Source organism: Stackebrandtia albiflava (genome assembly GCF_007994225.1).
GTDB classification, from domain to species: Bacteria; Actinomycetota; Actinomycetes; order Mycobacteriales; family Micromonosporaceae; genus Stackebrandtia; species Stackebrandtia albiflava.
The window spans coordinates 1860806-1876215 of record NZ_VLLL01000005.1; the positions used below are offsets into that span (position 1 = coordinate 1860806).

Sequence of the window (15410 nt, forward strand, 5' to 3'; positions counted from 1 at the left end):
GGCGTGACGGCGTTCCTGCGCATCTACGGCTTAGAGCGGCGCCGTACCGCCCTGCCGGCGAGCGCGGAGGTCCGGGTTCCGTCGTCGACGGCCAACCGGCCGTTGACGACGACGTACGGGATCCCGGTCGGCAGCGAACGCGGCCGCGCGAACGTGGCGGTGTCGGCGACCGTCTCGGGGTCGAACAGCACGAGGTCCGCGACCATCCCCTCCCTGACGACCCCCCTGTCGGTCAGGCCGAGGCGACCGGCCGGTCGTGCCGTCATGTGCCTCACGCACTCCTCCAGCGACAGCACGCCCAACTCCCGCACGTAGTGCCCGAGGTAACGCGGGAAGGTGCCCCAGGCGCGCGGGTGCGGCCGGTCCCCGACGAGGAGGCCGTCACTGCCGACGGTGTGACCGGCGTGGCCCATGATGAGCCGGACGTTCTCCTCGTGGCCGACGTGCATGATGCAGGCGGTCCCGAACTGCTCGTCCAGCAACAGGTCGAGGTAGAAGCCCGAGGCCGGTCGTTCCCCGGCGGCCGCCGCCACCGACAGACCGACGAGTCCGCGGTTGCGTTCGTTGACCACCCCGCTGATCTCGATGGCGTGCCAGTCCACCGGAACGCCGTGCGCCCCGTCGGTGCCCAGTTCGTCGAGTTCCCGGGTGATCCGTGCGCGGTCCGCCGGGTCGCGCAGCCGGATCGCGCACTCGGCCGGTCCCCCCGCCATCGTCCAACTCGGTAGCAGCGCGGCCAACGACGTGGCACCCGGCAGGTACGGATAGCTGTCGAGCGTGACCACGACGTCCTCGGTGGCGTCGATGAGCGCCAACAGTTCCGCGCCGCGGCCGCGGTTGACCTCGAAGTTCATGGTGGCGTGCGCGAGGTGTACCGGGCAGCCGCCGCGACGACCGATGTCGATCATCTCGGCGTAGCCCTCCAGTGCCCCCGCGCCGTAGCTGCGCTGGTGGGGGCTGAAGTAGCCGCCGTGGGATCCGACGACGCGGCACAGTTCGGCCAGCTCACCGGCGTCGGCGTACATGCCGGGCGGGTAACTGAGGCCGGCGGACATGCCCAGCGCGCCCTCGGCCATCCCGGTGTCGACGAGTCCGCGCATGACGTCGAGTTCCGAGGGGGTGGGCGGCCGGTCGTCCCAGCCCATGGCCGCCATCCGGACGGTTCCGTGCGGCAACAGGTATCCCGCGTTGACGGCGCACCCGCGGTCGAGCCGGTCCAGGTAGTCGGCCACCGACCGCCAGTCCATCGCGATGTCCGGCTTGCCGTTCCACGCCGCCAACTGTTCCCACAGCAACGCCATTCCGGAGTCGTCGCACGGCACGTAGCTCAACCCGTCCTGCCCGACGACCTCCAGGGTGCAGCCCTGCGACACCTTGGCGAGGTGTTCCGGATCGGACAGCAGCGCCAGGTCGGAGTGCGCGTGCATGTCGATGAATCCCGGTGCCAGCACCAGTCCGGAGGCGTCGACGACGCGACGGCCGGACAGCTTGTCCTCCCCGTCGGCGTCGATGACCGCGATCCGGCCCGACATGATCCCGACGTCGGCGCGATACCGGTCGGCACCGGTCCCGTCGATCACATCGGCGTTGCGAAACACCACATCCATTGCGACCTCATCGGCTGTCGGGCTGAACCGCCGCACTCTGACTCGACCGGCGCGGCGGCACCGTCGGGCGATCCGGGAGGAACGCCGACCGGTGCTCCGCACCGGTCGGCGTTTCGGTCAGGCGGTCGGGGGCGCGACGACGGCGTCGACGCCCGCCTCCTTGCGCTGCTGCGGGGTGATCGGCGTGGGCGCTCCGGTGAGCGGGTCGTGTCCGCCACGGCTCTTGGGGAACGCGATGACCTCGCGGATGGAGTCGGCGCCGGTCAACAGGGCGCAGATGCGGTCCCACCCGAAGGCGATCCCGCCGTGCGGCGGCGGGCCGTACTGGAACGCCTCCAACAGGAAGCCGAACTTGTCCTCCGCCTCGGCGTCGTCGATGCCGAGGACGTCGAACACCCGCCGCTGCATGGCGGCGTCGTGGATACGGATCGATCCACCGCCGATCTCGTTGCCGTTGCAGACGATGTCGTACGCGTAGGCAAGCGCCGCCTCCGGGTCGTCGCCGAACCGGTCGGCCCAGTCGGCGTTGGGCGCGGTGAACGGGTGGTGCAGTGAGGTCCAGCCGTCGTCGGTGCGGCCGAACATCGGCGCGTCGACCACCCAGCAGAACGCCCATGCGGACTCGTCGATCAGGCCGCAGCGGCGGCCGATCTCCAGGCGCGCCGCGCCGAGCAGTTCCTGTGCCGCGATCCGGTCGGCGCCGGCGGCGAAGAACACCGCGTCACCGGGCTTGGCGCCGACGGCGTCGGCCAGGCCGGCCAGGTGCTCGGCCGAGAGGTTCTTCGCGACGGGGCCGCGTGGTTCTCCGGTCGCCTCGTCGAACAGGACGTAGGCGAGTCCCTTGGCGCCCCGGGCCTTCGCCCAGTCCTGCCAGCCGTCGAGCTGTTTGCGGGTCTGTGAGGCACCGCCGGGCATGACGACGGCGCCGACGTAACCGCCGGACTCCAACGCCTGCGCGAACACGCGGAACGCGGTTCCGGCCAGATAGTCCGACAGGTCGACCAGTTCGGTGCCGAACCGCAGGTCCGGCTTGTCCGATCCGTAGCGGTTCATGGCGTCGTGCCAGGTGATCCGGTCGATCGGTCCGGTGATCTCGTGGTCGGCCAGTTCACGCCACAGGGCGGTGACGATGCGCTCCCCGATCGCCATGACGTCGGATTCGGTGACGAAGGACGCCTCGATGTCGAGCTGGGTGAACTCGGGCTGCCGGTCGGCCCGGAAGTCCTCGTCGCGGTAGCAGCGGGCGATCTGGTAGTACCTCTCGAAACCGCTCACCATCAGCAGCTGCTTGAACAGCTGTGGGGACTGCGGGAGGGCGTACCAGGTGCCGGGCTGGAGCCGGACCGGGACCAGGAAGTCGCGGGCGCCCTCGGGGGTGGAGCGGGTGAGCGTCGGCGTCTCGATCTCGACGAAGTCCTCGTCGTGGAGCAGTTGCCGGGCGATCCGGTTGGCCTCGCTGCGCAGCCGCAGGGCGCGGGCGGGGCCGGTGCGCCGGAGGTCGAGGTAGCGGTGCCGGAGCCGGACGTCCTCTCCGACGTCCACGTTGTCGTCCACCGGCAGCGGCAGCGGGGCCGACTCCGACAGGACGGTGAGGCCGTCCGCGACGATCTCGACGTCACCGGTGGGCAGGTCGGGGTTCTCGTTGCCGCCGGGGCGCCGCGACACCACACCGCTGATCTGGACGCAGAACTCGTTGCGCAGTTCGTGCGCGGCCTCGGCGGCCTCCCCCTCCCGGAAGACCACCTGCACGACTCCGGAGGCGTCTCGCAGGTCGATGAACTCCACACCGCCGTGGTCGCGCCGCCTGGCCACCCATCCGGCGAGCCGGACGCGTTCGTCGATGTCGGTGGCACGGATCTGTCCGGCCCTGAAGGTGCGGTACACGGCTGGTTGTCTCCTGGTGTCGCTGTTGTCGGCCACCGGGAATTCTCGCATTCCGGCTCGGCGGCGGGTGCCGCACCCGTCCCGGTCGGACGGGTGCGGCACCGGTCACTCAGCCGACCAGGTGCAACCAGCTCTGTGGTCCGACCACTCCGTCGACGCTGATCCGTTGCGCGGTCTGGAATTGCCGCACGCCGGTCTCGGTCGCCGGGCCGAACTGGCCGTCCACGGTCATCGGGATGCCGTGTACCGCGTCGAGGCGCCGCTGGATGGCGCGCACCGCCTCTCCGCTGTCGCCCCGCCGGCGCGAGAGGATCAACTCCGGCCACGTCTTGGGGCCGACGACACCGTCGGCGACGAGTCCGTTGTCGCCCTGGAACGTCTTGACCGCCGTCTCGGTGGCCGGGCCGAACTGGCCGTCCACGGTGATGGTCGCGCCGTGCTGTCGGAGCAGGTACTGCACGGTGCGGACGTTCTCGTTGGCGGCGCCGCGCCGCACCGTCGGCCAGACCGGTCCCGGGTCCGTGCCGAGCAGGTCGGCGACGTCGGCGCGGAGCTGCGGGAGCATCGCGTAGAGCCGGTCCCCGGGGCACGCGGTCGACATGTAGTCGCGGTGGCCGAAGATCTGGCTCGCGGCGATGCCGTACTGGTGGCAGGCGTGGGCGCAGAAGGCCACCAGCGAGTCGTACAGCGCCGCCGGAGGTGCGACCGAGGTGTAGGTGCCCTCGTTCTCGATGCCGATCGAGTACGGGTTGGCGGAGCCGCCGGCGTGGGAGCCGTAGACGAACCGGGTGCCGCCTCGCAGTGTCTCCAGGCTGCGGGAACGACCCTCCAGGATGTGTCCTCCCCGGCTGATCGTGAACTGCTGCCCACTGTCGATCCAGCCCTTGACGTCCATGTGGTGGTTCTGGATGGCACGGGCGAGGGTGTAGGCGCGGGACACGGTGTCCGACACCGAGTTGGAGGTGGCGGTGTGATGGACGACGATGAACGTGGGCCGGTATCCGTTGAGCTGCACGGGCGACGACGGCGGCCGGGCACCCCACTCCGACGTGGAGTGGATACGGGGTGTCGCCGGTGCGGCGGCGGCGACGGACGGCAGGGCGCCGCCGATCGCCGCTCCCGCGGCGACGGTGAGGCCGCCGTACAGGACGGTGCGTCGGGTCACTGCGTGTTCGGGGGTGTTCTCGGGCATGGTGTCTCCTGGCGAGCGATGGGGGCATCGCCGGCCGGCCCGGCCGGGGTCCTGCCGGGCGCGGCGCGGTGTCCGACAGCTTGGCCCATCGCGTCAAGCACGACAACCAAATGCATTCATAAATATGGATGCATTATGCATATCCGCCGGTGGTCTCCACCGCGCGGTCACGCCGACGCGGGTTGCGGCACCGGTTCGGGTGACCGGCCGCTCCTCGGCCTGACCAGCCACGCGGCCACGATCGCCGCCAGTACCGCTCCGGCACCGGCCGCCACGAACCCCCACTGCACGCCCACGTTGTCGACGACCCAACCGGTCAGCGGCGCACCGACCGCACCGCCCAGGGTGATGGCCGAACCGTGCATCCCCATGGCCTCGCCACGCACCGACGGCGGCGCCAGCCGGGACACCGTGTCGACGCTGGCGGCGATGGTGGGAGCGCAGACCGCTCCCGCCGGGATCAGCGCCAGCGCCAACAACCACCACTCGCCGGTCAACCCGAGCGGCACCGTCGTCACGCCGAGCGCCACGACCAGCCACAACGGGGACACAGGTCGCTGTGAGGCTCCGAGGATCAGACCGCCGATCATGGAGTACAGCGCCCACGCGGCCAGGACGACCCACGCCCAGTCGAGCTGGCCGTACCCCTCCAGCAGGGAGATCACGGCCATGTCGGTCCCACCCAGGGCCACCATGGCGCCCGCGCCGATCACGAACATCGCCAGCATCGGGCCGGAGAGCCACTGCCGCCGTGGCACCGTGCCGCCGGCCGGGGTCTCCTCCCCTTCGGCCCGGGTGCGCGGGTTCAACCACCACAGGAACATCCCGGCCAGTGGCGCCCAGACGCCGATCGCGAACGGGATCACGGTGGGCGCCGCCATCGCCGCCATGGTGGTGGCCAGGGCCGGACCGATCATGAAGGTGATCTCCACGAGGGTGGAGTCGAGGGCGAAGGCGGTGCGCCGGTTGCCCTCCGGGATCAGCGCCGCCATCGGCTGCCGCACCACGACGAAGACCGGCAGGTTCAACGCCCCCGCGGGAAGCGCGGCCAGCAGCAGGACCGGATAGGACATGGCGCCCACCGAGAGCCAGAACGCCCCCATGGCCACCGAGGTCACGACCAGCACCGGGCGGATGCCGAACCTGTCGGCGATACGTCCGTGCACCGTCGATCCGATCGCCGAGCCGACGACGAAGGCCGCGCCGACGACACCGGCCTCGAAGTAGCCGAGATCCAGTCCGAACCGGACGTACAACGTCAGGGACAGGCCCATCGCGGCGTATGGGACACGCGCCAGGAACCCTCCCAGCAGGAGCGGTTTGACACCGGGCACCTGAAGCACGGCACGGTAAGGGGCGAACGACATCTCGCGGGTGACACCTCCGGTGCCATTGTCGCCGCAGCGGCCCCGGAGACGGCCACTCCCGGACCGGTGACAATGGTCTCAGCGGGGCGTCCCGGCCGGCGCCGGCCCCGGCCGGGACCTCTCACTCGGGCGCCCGGTACACCAGGAGACTCGCGTCGCCCAACCGTCGCCTGGCCTCGGCCCGCTCGTCCAACGGGGACTCGCCGTGGGACAGCCGTCGCCGCAGCGTCGCCAGTCCCTCGGCGAGCTCGGCCGGGTTGTCGCGCTCCAGTCGTTCGAAGAAGCTGGTCTGCCGCCGCAGCCGTTCGTCGAGCACCGCGGCCGGGTCGGCGCACAGCGCCGCGATGGACGCGTCCGACAGGTCGGTGAACCACATCGGTACGACGCGTCCGCCCGGCAGCGCCCTGGTCAGGTCGGCGACCGAGGGCCGGCGTGACGCGGCGAAGTCGCGCATGCTGGGGAACAGGTCGAACGCCCAGGTCACCTCCCCGAGGTGATCGGAGGTGAGCATCATGACGACCAGCGTCCCGCCCGGCCGCAGGATTCGCGCGGCCTCGGCCAGCGCCGTGCGCCAGTCCTCGACCTGGTGCAGCATCGAGATCATCATGACGGCGTCGACGGACGCGGCAGCGGCGGGCAGGTCGGTGGCGTCGGCGGCGATCACCGGCAGTCCCTTGGCGGTGGCCTGGCGGCGCATCTGCGGGCTGAGGTCCACGACGGTGACCCGCCATCCGTCGTCGCGCATCGCGGCGGCGTAGTTGCCGGTACCGCCTCCGACGTCCCACAGTTCACGACCGGGCGCGTCGGCCAGGAGTTCACGCAGGGGATCGAGGATCGAGGGACTGGCGCCCCTGGTGGAGTCGTACCGGTCGGCCTGTGCGGAGTAGTCGTGGCGCAGTTCGGGGTTCAACATGGCGGTGCTCGCGATCACTGACAGTAGGTCGGCGCGGTCCGGCGCCCGGTCTCGGTGCAACCCGTCGCCCAGTCGTTCGAGGCGTTCGGCCAGTACCCGGCGCGCCGCGATCTCCTCGCGCACCTGGGCCAGTTGGGCGGCGACGAGCTCGCCCAGTGACCGGTCGGCCCGCCCGGCGAGGAGCCCACGCACGTCACGGAGTGTGAAGCCGAGTCCTCGCAACGCCTGGATCCGGTAGATCCGCTCGATGTCGGCCGCCGAGTAGACGCGGTGACCGGTGTCGGCCCGCCGGCGCGGCACGACCAGGCCGAGCCGGTCGTAGTGGTGCAGCGTGCGCACGGTCAGGCCGGTGGCCGCCGCCACGTCACCCACCTTGAGCGGTTTCGAGTCGTCCATGACGTCATCCTGACGACCTGACACCGGGTCAGGTCAAGTTCCGCCGGCGCGGACATGACACGGCTCACCCGAATCCGGTGTCCCGGTCACATCAGCCCCGCCAACCGGTAGAGGACGAGCGAACCGGCGACTGCCACGTTGAGGCTCGCGCCGCTTCCGATCATCGGTATCTCGACGACCTCGTCCAGCAGGTCCAGGGTCTCCGGGGGTATCCCGGTGCGTTCGTGTCCCAGGACCGCGACGGTCGGCACCCGCGCCATCGGGAGGTCGGCGAGCCGGGTCGCGCCCTCGGCGAGTTCCACCCCCAGTACCCGCCATCCGGTGGCACGGCGCCGCTCCAGCCAGGTCTCCGGGCCGTGGACCCAGTGCACGCACGACCTGACGGGAAGGGTGTTGCCCCGTTCCAGGGCCTCGGGCACCCACGGGTGACGCGGGACCGCGAGGCAGGCGCCCGTGGCGTCGCACGTGCGCAGCAGGGTCCCGAGGTTGGCACCGTGTTGCGGCCACAGTGGTGCGACGGTCAGATGTCCCCAGCAGCGGTGTGCGCGACGGCGGCGCACGGCACGGAGTTCGGCGGGTTTACGCACCCGCACCGGTGGGCGGCTCACCGCCTCGTGCGGGCTCTCCCGCATGTCGTGTACGTCATGAGATGGGCGTTTGGCGGCACGCCCGGGCCATCGACGGATGTGCGTTCATTATGCCTTACGCGCGTTCCCCGCCGATGACGCCCGGCAGTGGTTCCTCCGTGGACTGCCAGAACACCGTGTCCTCGTCCGTCTCGGGGCGTCGCCGCTGCCGGGCCCGCTCGGGGTCGGCACCGCGGCGCCTGTCGCGCGCCGTCCCGCCTTCGGCCCGGATGACGCCGTGCCTGGCGGAGGTGTCGGCTGCCGGCGGCGTCCTGGTGATGACCACCGCGCGTCGTGGCTTCACACCGTCGCGCCGGGGGAGGCCGGTCGGGTTGACGCGGCGGTCGCGGTACGGGGACCGGGTGATGCCGACCGTGGTCCGGCCGCCCGGCGCCGGGGTCACCGCCGGTACGCGTCTGAGGACGGGTGCGGTGAAGCCTCCCGAGGCCACCCGGGCGGTGACCGTCATGGGGGACGAACCGGGCCGGGGCGCGGCGGTCCCCGACAGCATCGGTCCCCCGTATCCGCCGCCCGTGGTGGTGGACGCACCCGGACCGCCACCGGTCATGCCGGTGACGGGGTTGCCGGGGAGTCCGTGCAGGGCCTGGAGTTCGGCGTCCTCCTCGTCGCCGGGCGCGGTCCCGCCGACGGGCGCGGTGTCGCCCGGCAGGGTGGCCCCGGGTGCCGAGGCCCCCTGCCCGGGGGGCACGCCGAGCCCCGGTCCCAGCGCCGGAGGCCGGTACCCCGACCGCCCAGGTGGCGTGTACTCGGGAAGGGGCCGAAGGCTCCGGGCCAGCTCGGTCGTCTCGGCCGCGACCAGTTCCATGACGTCGCGGGCGGCCTGATCGTAGGGCTGCCGGTAGGGGGTCTCGTCCACCTGGTCGCCGACCTGGACGGTTATCCCCGTCGGCACGTACCGGTCGTCGTGGCGGGGGTTCAGGGCGGCTCGGGCGTTCGTCCACTGGGTGCGAAGGCTGTGGACCTGGTCGCGGGCGTACTCGGCGTAGTGCGCGACGTGGTGCCACACCGTGCCGTTGTCGGCGGCGATTCCCGCGGCCTCCCGCAGCAACGCCACGATCGCGTCCAGTTCGGACAACTGCGCGGCGCCGGTGTCGCCGCGCCACTCGTCGTCCGCCGCGCCGCGCAACCGGGCGACGGCCTCGGCCCGGCCCTCCAGGACGCCGGACAGCGACAGCCACGCCTGCGCCTGTTCCCGCATCCGGTCGGGGCGGTCGGACTCCACGATGTCGCACAGCTCCGCCAGGTCGTACCGGTCGAAATCACCCATCTGCGCCTCCTTCGATCAGGCCGCCGGACCGGCGGGGTCCGAATCCGAGACCGCCCGGCCGGTGTCACCGTCGGCCGCGGCGACGTCGGCATTGAACCCCAGCGCGAGGGTCCCCATCACCGCGAAGCCCTCCGTCAGCGACTCAAGGAGGTCCTGCGCGGAGGCGACGGCACGGTCGTGACCGGCGGTCACCGCCCGGCCGGGGAGGTTGCGGGGGTCGGCGGCGTACGGCGGCACCGGGTCGCCCGGCCGGGTGAGTTCGGGGATCAGCCGCGCCGCCGTGTCCCGGAGGTCTTCGCTCAGCGTCACGAACCGCCCGGCGACGGCGCTGACGTCGCCGGGGTCCACCTCGAAGGTGTCGATGTGCGGCATGTCCGGTTTCCATTTCGGAGTGGGGCACCGGTCCCGGCCGGTCCGGCGCGGCCGGGGAGTCGTCGGCCCGACACGGTCGTCGCCGGTGCTACGCGCTCACCGGCAACATACCGCATCGCCACCAGATCTCGACGCATGCACATCTCTCGGGGGACGTGCCGTACGGCGTTTCACGTCACGCCGCGGGGGTAATCGTCATGGAAACACTAAATCGACCGCGAGGTGATCAGTCATGACCGGTACCCAGATCGTCGTGGGTGTGGACGGGTCCGAGGGTGGCCGCAGGGCTCTGCGTTGGGCCATCACGGCGGCCGACCGCACCAGCGCCTCGGTGGAGGCCGTGATGGCGTGGCAACGCGAGATCAACGACGCCGCCATGATCGGGGCGACCATCGCCATGAGCGACCCCGAGGAGGAGCGCAAGCGCGCCGAGGTGATCCTGGCCAACGAGATAGAGGACGCCGTCACCACCACGGGAACCGGCCTGCACGTCACCGGCCGCGTGATACACGGCATCCCCGGCGTCGTGCTCACCGAGGCCGCCGCCGACGCGTATCTACTGGTGCTCGGCAGCCACGGCCACGGCCGGTTGCGTCACGCGCTGCTCGGTTCGGTCACCGAGGAGTGCATCCGGCAAGCGAGGTGCCCGGTACTGGTGATCCCCGTTCCCGCCGAGGAGGACACCGCCGAGGCCGCCGCCTGACCGGCCCGCCGCACGCTCAATCGGGTGTAGGAGGTGACCAGTCGGAGGCGGCCGTGGTCCCCCGGTTCAACCAACTGTCCGGCACGGCCCGCAACAAGCCGTCCCGCATCGTCGTACTGAATCTCCCCCGGGTGGTCAGCAGCGCGGCGAGACGCCGGGAGGCCCGTGCGAGCCGTGCCGTACGGGCGCGCCGCAACCGCTCGTACTCGCGGAGTCCGTCCGGGATCGACTCCCGGGTGAGGCAGACGCCCAGGGTCACGCCGTCCTCCAGCGCGAGCCCCGCGCCCTGTCCCAGATCCGGCGTCATGGCGTGGGCGGCGTCGCCCACCAGCACCGCCCCGCCACTCTCGGTCAGGTGCGTGTAGCGACGGGGCAGCGGCCGCAGGAACGAGATCTGCTGCTGGCTGATCTCCTCGGCGCGGGTGGCGGCGATCAGTTGCGGCACGGGGTCGTGCCAGCCCTCGAACCACTCGGCGACCAACCGGTGCCGCACCTCCACGGGTTCCGGGCGCAGTCCGCCGCGCACGACGGCGGCCCAGTACGCGCCGCGCGCCCGCAGTGGCGCGTAGAGGAACCGGCGCCCGTCGGCGCCGTGGCTCTCGCCGCCGCCGTCCAGGCCGTCGGGGACCCGGTGGGGCGGGATGACCGCCCGGAAGGCGACCGTCCCCACCGTGGCGACCTTCGCGAGCGGATCGATACCGGCGCGGACCGCGCTGCCGACCCCGTCGGCGCCCACGACCAGGTCCGCGGGCCAGCGGCGACTGTTGTCGCCCGCGGCGGTCTGCACCAGGTCGATGTGCGTGGCGGTGACACCGGTGTGGACCTCCACCCGGTCGCCCAACGCCGACATCAACGCCTCGAACAGGTCGCCACGGTGCAGCACCACCGTGTTGCCGCCCGGTCTGGAGGCGCCGTCCTCTCCGGCGAGCCGGATGAGCGGGCGCCCGTCGGAGCGGCGGAACCGCCCGGCGTCGAAGGGAGACGCGATCGCGTCGATGGCGACTCCGAGTCCCAGTGCCCGCAACGCCCGTATCGCATTCGGCTGCACCAGCAACGCCGTCCCGTCGTCACGCAGGCGGTCGCCGCGTTCCAGCACGGCGACACGCCATCCCGCCTGGGCCAACGCGATGGCCGAGGAGAGTCCCGCGATTCCGGCGCCGACGATGACGGCGCGCCGCTGTTTCGCCATCGCGGGTCACGACTTCGACGAGTCGGAGGAATCCCTCTTCGAGGCGGTGTCCGCCTGTGGCGGTTCGTCGCCCTCCGCCGTCTCGTCGTCGTCGGCGGACTCGTCCTCGTCCGTGGCGGGCCGAGTGTCTCGCGTGGCCTCCGGCGAGTCCCAGGCGACCTCGTGGAGCGCACCCGAGGAGTCGGCCACCAGTACGGTCTGTTTCCCGCTGACGCGCAACAGGTACATCACCGCACCGACGATCATCGCCAGCGCCATCCACTCGTTGACCCGCAGGCCCATGAACGCGTGCGCCGGATCGATGCGCATCCCCTCGATCCAGAACCGGCCGACACCGTAGAGCAACACGTAGATCGCGAATGCGCGGCCACGTCCGAACCGGAAACGCCTGTCGAGTTGCCACACGACCAGCGCGATGCCGAGGTTCCACAGCAGCTCGTACAGGAAGGTGGGGTGGTAGGCGGCGGCGCCGACGAACTCCGGCGGGATGACGTCGATCTGGTATTCGCGGTCGATCTGCACGCCCCACGGAAGGTCGGTCGGGCGGCCGTAGAGTTCCTGGTTGAACCAGTTGCCCAACCTGCCGATCGCCTGCGCGACCGGAATGGCCGGGGCGGCGGCGTCGGCGACCATGCTGAACGAGACGGCATGGCGGCGACAGGCGATCCACACTCCGACCCCGCCCAGGACGATCGCGCCGGGGATTCCCAGGCCGCCCTCCCAGATGTACAGGGCCTTGACGGGGTCGCCGTTGACACCGAAGTACGCGTCCGGTGAGGTGATGACGTGGTATATCCGGCCGCCGATGATGCCGAACGGGACGGCCCACACCGCCAGGTCGATGACGGTGCCCGAGGGGGCACCTCGTCTCCGCAACCGGTATTCGGTGATCACGCAGGCGGCGACGATACCCGCGATGATGCACATCGCGTAGGCCCGAAGCGGTACGAGTCCGAACAGGTACCAGACGCTCTCGGGGGGACTGGGAATGTAGGCGAGGTCCACGACGCTACGCTACCGCCTCAGTCCGTGGGGTGCGACACGCCGTCCGCCAGTTCGGTCGTGAGGCTCCGCAGCGCGGCCAGGCCCTCCGACTCCGACGCCGCGTCCAGCAGACACGACACCATCGCCGAGCCGACGATCACGGCGTCCGCGTAGCCCGCCACCTCGGCGGCCTGCGCCCCACTGCGCACGCCCAGCCCGACGCCCACCGGCAGCGTGGTGGCCTCCCGGGTGCGCGCGACCAGCCCCGGGGCGGCCGTCGAGGTGCTGTCCCTGACTCCGGTGACGCCCATGATCGACTGGGCGTAGACGAAGCCGCTGGTGACCTCGACGGTGCGGGCGATGCGTTCGGGCGTGGAGCTCGGGGCAACCAGGAAAACCCGGTCGAGCCCGTGCCGTTCGGAGGCCGCCAGCCACTCGTCGGCCTCGTCGGGGATGAGGTCCGGGGTGATGAGGCCCGCCCCTCCCGCCGCGGCGAAGTCACGTGAGAAGGCGTCGACGCCGTACTTCTCGATCGGGTTCCAGTACGTCATGACCAGGACCGGTACGCCGTGCCCGGACACCGCCTCGATCACCCGCAGCAGGTCGCGGGTGCGCATGCCGCCGGCGAGGGCCGCCGCGGCGGCCCGTTGGATGGCCGGCCCGTCCATCACGGGATCGGAGTAGGGCAGGCCCACCTCGACCAGGTCGCACCCGGCGTCGATCATGGTGCGTATCGCGGTGATGGAGGCGTCGACCGTGGGGTAGCCGGCGGGGAGGTAACCCACCAGGCCGGCACGGCCGTCGGCGCGGGTCTTCTCCAGCACGGAGGTGACGCTCACCGCTCCGTTCCCGCTCACGTGCTCTCCCCCGTCAGTCCGAAGTACCGCGCCGCGGTCTCCATGTCCTTGTCGCCGCGACCGGACAGGCACACGATGATCGTGGCGGCCGGTCCGTGCAGTTCACGCAGTCGCGGCGCCAGCCGCAGGGCCCCGGCGACCGCGTGTGAGCTCTCCACGGCCGGGATGATGCCCTCGGTCCGGCACAGGAGTGCGAACGCCTCCATCGCCTCGACGTCGGTGACCGCCTCGTACCGCGCGCGGCCGGTCTCCATGAGCCAGGCGTGTTCGGGACCGACCGACGGGTAGTCCAGGCCCGCCGAGATGGAGTACGACTCGATGATCTGGCCGTCGTCGTCCTGCATGATGTAGCTGCGCGCGCCGTGCAGTACGCCGACGCTTCCGCCGACGAGGGTCGCGCCGTGCCGCCCGGTCTCGATCCCCTCGCCGCCGGCCTCGAAGCCGTACAGTGCGACATCCTCGTCGGGGACGAAGGCGTGGAACAGGCCCATCGCGTTGGACCCGCCGCCCACGCATGCGGCCACCGCGTGCGGCAGCCTCCCGTACCGTTCGAGGCACTGGGCACGGGCCTCGGTCCCGATGCCGGCGACGAGGTCGCGGACCAGGGTCGGGAAGGGGTGTGGTCCCGCCACGGTTCCGAGCAGGTAGTGGGTCGTGTCCACGCTCGACACCCAGTCGCGCAGCGCCTCGTTGATGGAGTCCTTGAGGGTTCGGGAACCCGTCTCCACCGAGACGACCTCGGCGCCCAGCATCCGCATCCGCGCCACGTTGAGCGCCTGGCGCCGGACGTCCTCCGCTCCCATGTAGACGGTGCATTCGAGGTCGAGGTAGGCCGCCGCGGTCGCGCTGGCCACGCCGTGCTGCCCCGCGCCGGTCTCGGCTATCACCCTGGGCTTGCCGAGCCGCTTGGCCAGCAGCGCCTGTCCCAGCACGTTGCGGATCTTGTGGGCTCCGGTGTGGTTGAGGTCCTCGCGCTTGAGCAGGATCCGGATGCCCGCGTGCTCCGACAACCGCCGCGCCTCGTACAACATCGACGGCAGGCCGGCGTACTCACGCAGCATCCGGTCCAGTTCGGACCGGAACTCCTCGTCGGCGCATGCCTTGCGCCACCCGGTCTCCAGCTCGTCGAGTGCGGCGATCAGCGCCTCGGGCACGAACCGTCCGCCGAACCTCCCCCAGTGTCCCAGGCGGTCGGCCTGCCCGGCGCTCATCGCACCGGCCTCGGTGTGGAGGGGTGGCTTCCCGCCGTCACCATCGCGGCGACCGCCTCACGCGGGCTCTTGTCCGTCACCAGGCCCTCGCCGATGAGGACCGCGTCGGCACCCACGGAGGCGTAACGGAGCAGGTCACGGGTCTCCCGGACCCCGGACTCGGCGATCTTGACGACGTCGGCGGGCAGACCGGGCGCGATGCGCTCGAACACCGACCTGTCGACCTTCAGCGTCCGCAGATCACGCGCGTTGACGCCGATGACCTTGGCCCCGGCGGCGAGCGCCCGGTCGGCCTCCTCCTCGTCGTGGATCTCCACCAACGCGGTCATGCCGAGCGACTCGATACGTTCGTGCAGCGCGACCAGGGCGTTCTGCTCCAGGGCCGCGACTATCAGCAGCACCAGGTCGGCACCGTGGGCGCGGGCCTCGTGAACCTGGTAACTGGATATGATGAAATCCTTGCGCAGCACCGGAATCCGCACCGCGGCGCGTACCGCGTCGAGGTCGTCCAGGCTGCCGCGGAAGTAGTTCTCCTCGGTCAGTACGCTGATCGCCCGCGCTCCGCCGGCGGCGTACTCGCCCGCCAGCTGCGCCGGGTCGGGGATCTCCGCGAGGGAGCCCTTCGACGGCGACGACCGCTTCACCTCGGCGATGACACCGACGCCCGGCTGTCGCAGGGCGCCGAAGGCGTCCAGGGCCGGAGGCGTCTTCTCCGCGATGGACCGAATCTGTTCAATAGGGATCCGCTGTTGCCGTTTCGCCACGTCGGCGGCGACTCCGGCGACTATTTCGTCGAGCACACTCAACGCGCGCACTCCTCT

The 15410-nt window shown here is 71.4% G+C and carries 14 protein-coding genes; 1 reads left to right on the forward strand and 13 read right to left on the reverse strand.

Translation table 11 applies throughout. The features are described from left to right. Positions 1 to 23 precede the first annotated feature (23 nt). The 8 genes from LX16_RS27525 to LX16_RS09550 form a co-directional block, all read right to left on the reverse strand. Positions 24 to 1607 (reverse strand): N-acyl-D-amino-acid deacylase family protein, encoded by a 1584-nt coding sequence (locus LX16_RS27525; RefSeq protein WP_147136193.1) that lies wholly within the window; start codon positions 1605 to 1607, stop codon positions 24 to 26. Positions 1608 to 1724: 117 nt separating this feature from the next. Next, positions 1725 to 3491, reverse strand: coding sequence for an aspartate--tRNA ligase (gene aspS, locus LX16_RS09520; protein ID WP_147136196.1), 1767 nt, complete (start codon positions 3489 to 3491; stop codon positions 1725 to 1727). 109 nt (positions 3492 to 3600) lie between these two features. After that, entirely contained in the window at positions 3601 to 4683 is a 1083-nt protein-coding gene (locus LX16_RS09525; RefSeq protein WP_147136199.1) for a peptidoglycan recognition protein family protein, read from the reverse strand. A 167-nt stretch (positions 4684 to 4850) separates the two neighbouring features. After that, positions 4851 to 6050 carry an MFS transporter gene (locus LX16_RS09530; RefSeq protein ID WP_147136202.1) on the reverse strand — a complete coding sequence of 400 codons (1200 nt, stop codon included), beginning with the start codon at positions 6048 to 6050 and terminating at the stop codon, positions 4851 to 4853. Between the two features lie 121 nt (positions 6051 to 6171). Then, positions 6172 to 7359 (reverse strand): MerR family transcriptional regulator, encoded by a 1188-nt coding sequence (locus tag LX16_RS09535; protein ID WP_147136205.1) that lies wholly within the window; start codon positions 7357 to 7359, stop codon positions 6172 to 6174. A gap of 86 nt (positions 7360 to 7445) precedes the next feature. After that, positions 7446 to 7991 (reverse strand): TrmH family RNA methyltransferase, encoded by a 546-nt coding sequence (locus tag LX16_RS09540; protein ID WP_147136207.1) that lies wholly within the window; start codon positions 7989 to 7991, stop codon positions 7446 to 7448. 70 nt (positions 7992 to 8061) lie between these two features. Next, positions 8062 to 9273: a hypothetical protein gene (locus LX16_RS09545; RefSeq protein WP_147136211.1), complete on the reverse strand. Its 1212-nt coding sequence runs from the start codon at positions 9271 to 9273 to the stop codon at positions 8062 to 8064. 15 nt (positions 9274 to 9288) lie between these two features. Continuing rightward, positions 9289 to 9645 (reverse strand): hypothetical protein, encoded by a 357-nt coding sequence (locus LX16_RS09550; protein ID WP_147136214.1) that lies wholly within the window; start codon positions 9643 to 9645, stop codon positions 9289 to 9291. A 232-nt stretch (positions 9646 to 9877) separates the two neighbouring features. Between LX16_RS09550 and LX16_RS09555 the strand changes: the two genes are divergently transcribed. Then, positions 9878 to 10348, forward strand: a complete 471-nt coding sequence (locus LX16_RS09555; RefSeq protein WP_147136217.1) for a universal stress protein — start codon at positions 9878 to 9880, stop codon at positions 10346 to 10348. A 16-nt stretch (positions 10349 to 10364) separates the two neighbouring features. Here LX16_RS09555 and LX16_RS09560 read toward each other — a convergent pair whose 3' ends face one another. The 5 genes from LX16_RS09560 to trpC are packed head-to-tail and all read right to left on the reverse strand — an operon-like array spanning position 10365 to position 15389. Then, positions 10365 to 11537 carry an FAD-dependent oxidoreductase gene (locus tag LX16_RS09560; RefSeq protein ID WP_147136220.1) on the reverse strand — a complete coding sequence of 391 codons (1173 nt, stop codon included), beginning with the start codon at positions 11535 to 11537 and terminating at the stop codon, positions 10365 to 10367. A gap of 6 nt (positions 11538 to 11543) precedes the next feature. Then, the gene (gene lgt / locus LX16_RS09565; RefSeq protein WP_147136223.1) at positions 11544 to 12542 is read right to left on the reverse strand and encodes a prolipoprotein diacylglyceryl transferase; all 999 of its coding nucleotides are present in this window, start codon (positions 12540 to 12542) and stop codon (positions 11544 to 11546) included. Positions 12543 to 12559: 17 nt separating this feature from the next. Beyond that, positions 12560 to 13378: a tryptophan synthase subunit alpha gene (gene trpA, locus LX16_RS09570; protein WP_244615741.1), complete on the reverse strand. Its 819-nt coding sequence runs from the start codon at positions 13376 to 13378 to the stop codon at positions 12560 to 12562. Beyond that, positions 13375 to 14589, reverse strand: coding sequence for a tryptophan synthase subunit beta (gene trpB / locus LX16_RS09575; protein ID WP_147136226.1), 1215 nt, complete (start codon positions 14587 to 14589; stop codon positions 13375 to 13377). The genes trpA and trpB overlap by 4 nt, the downstream gene beginning before the upstream one ends. Beyond that, positions 14586 to 15389, reverse strand: a complete 804-nt coding sequence (trpC, locus tag LX16_RS09580; RefSeq protein WP_147137398.1) for an indole-3-glycerol phosphate synthase TrpC — start codon at positions 15387 to 15389, stop codon at positions 14586 to 14588. The genes trpB and trpC overlap by 4 nt, the downstream gene beginning before the upstream one ends. Positions 15390 to 15410: the final 21 nt, after the last annotated feature.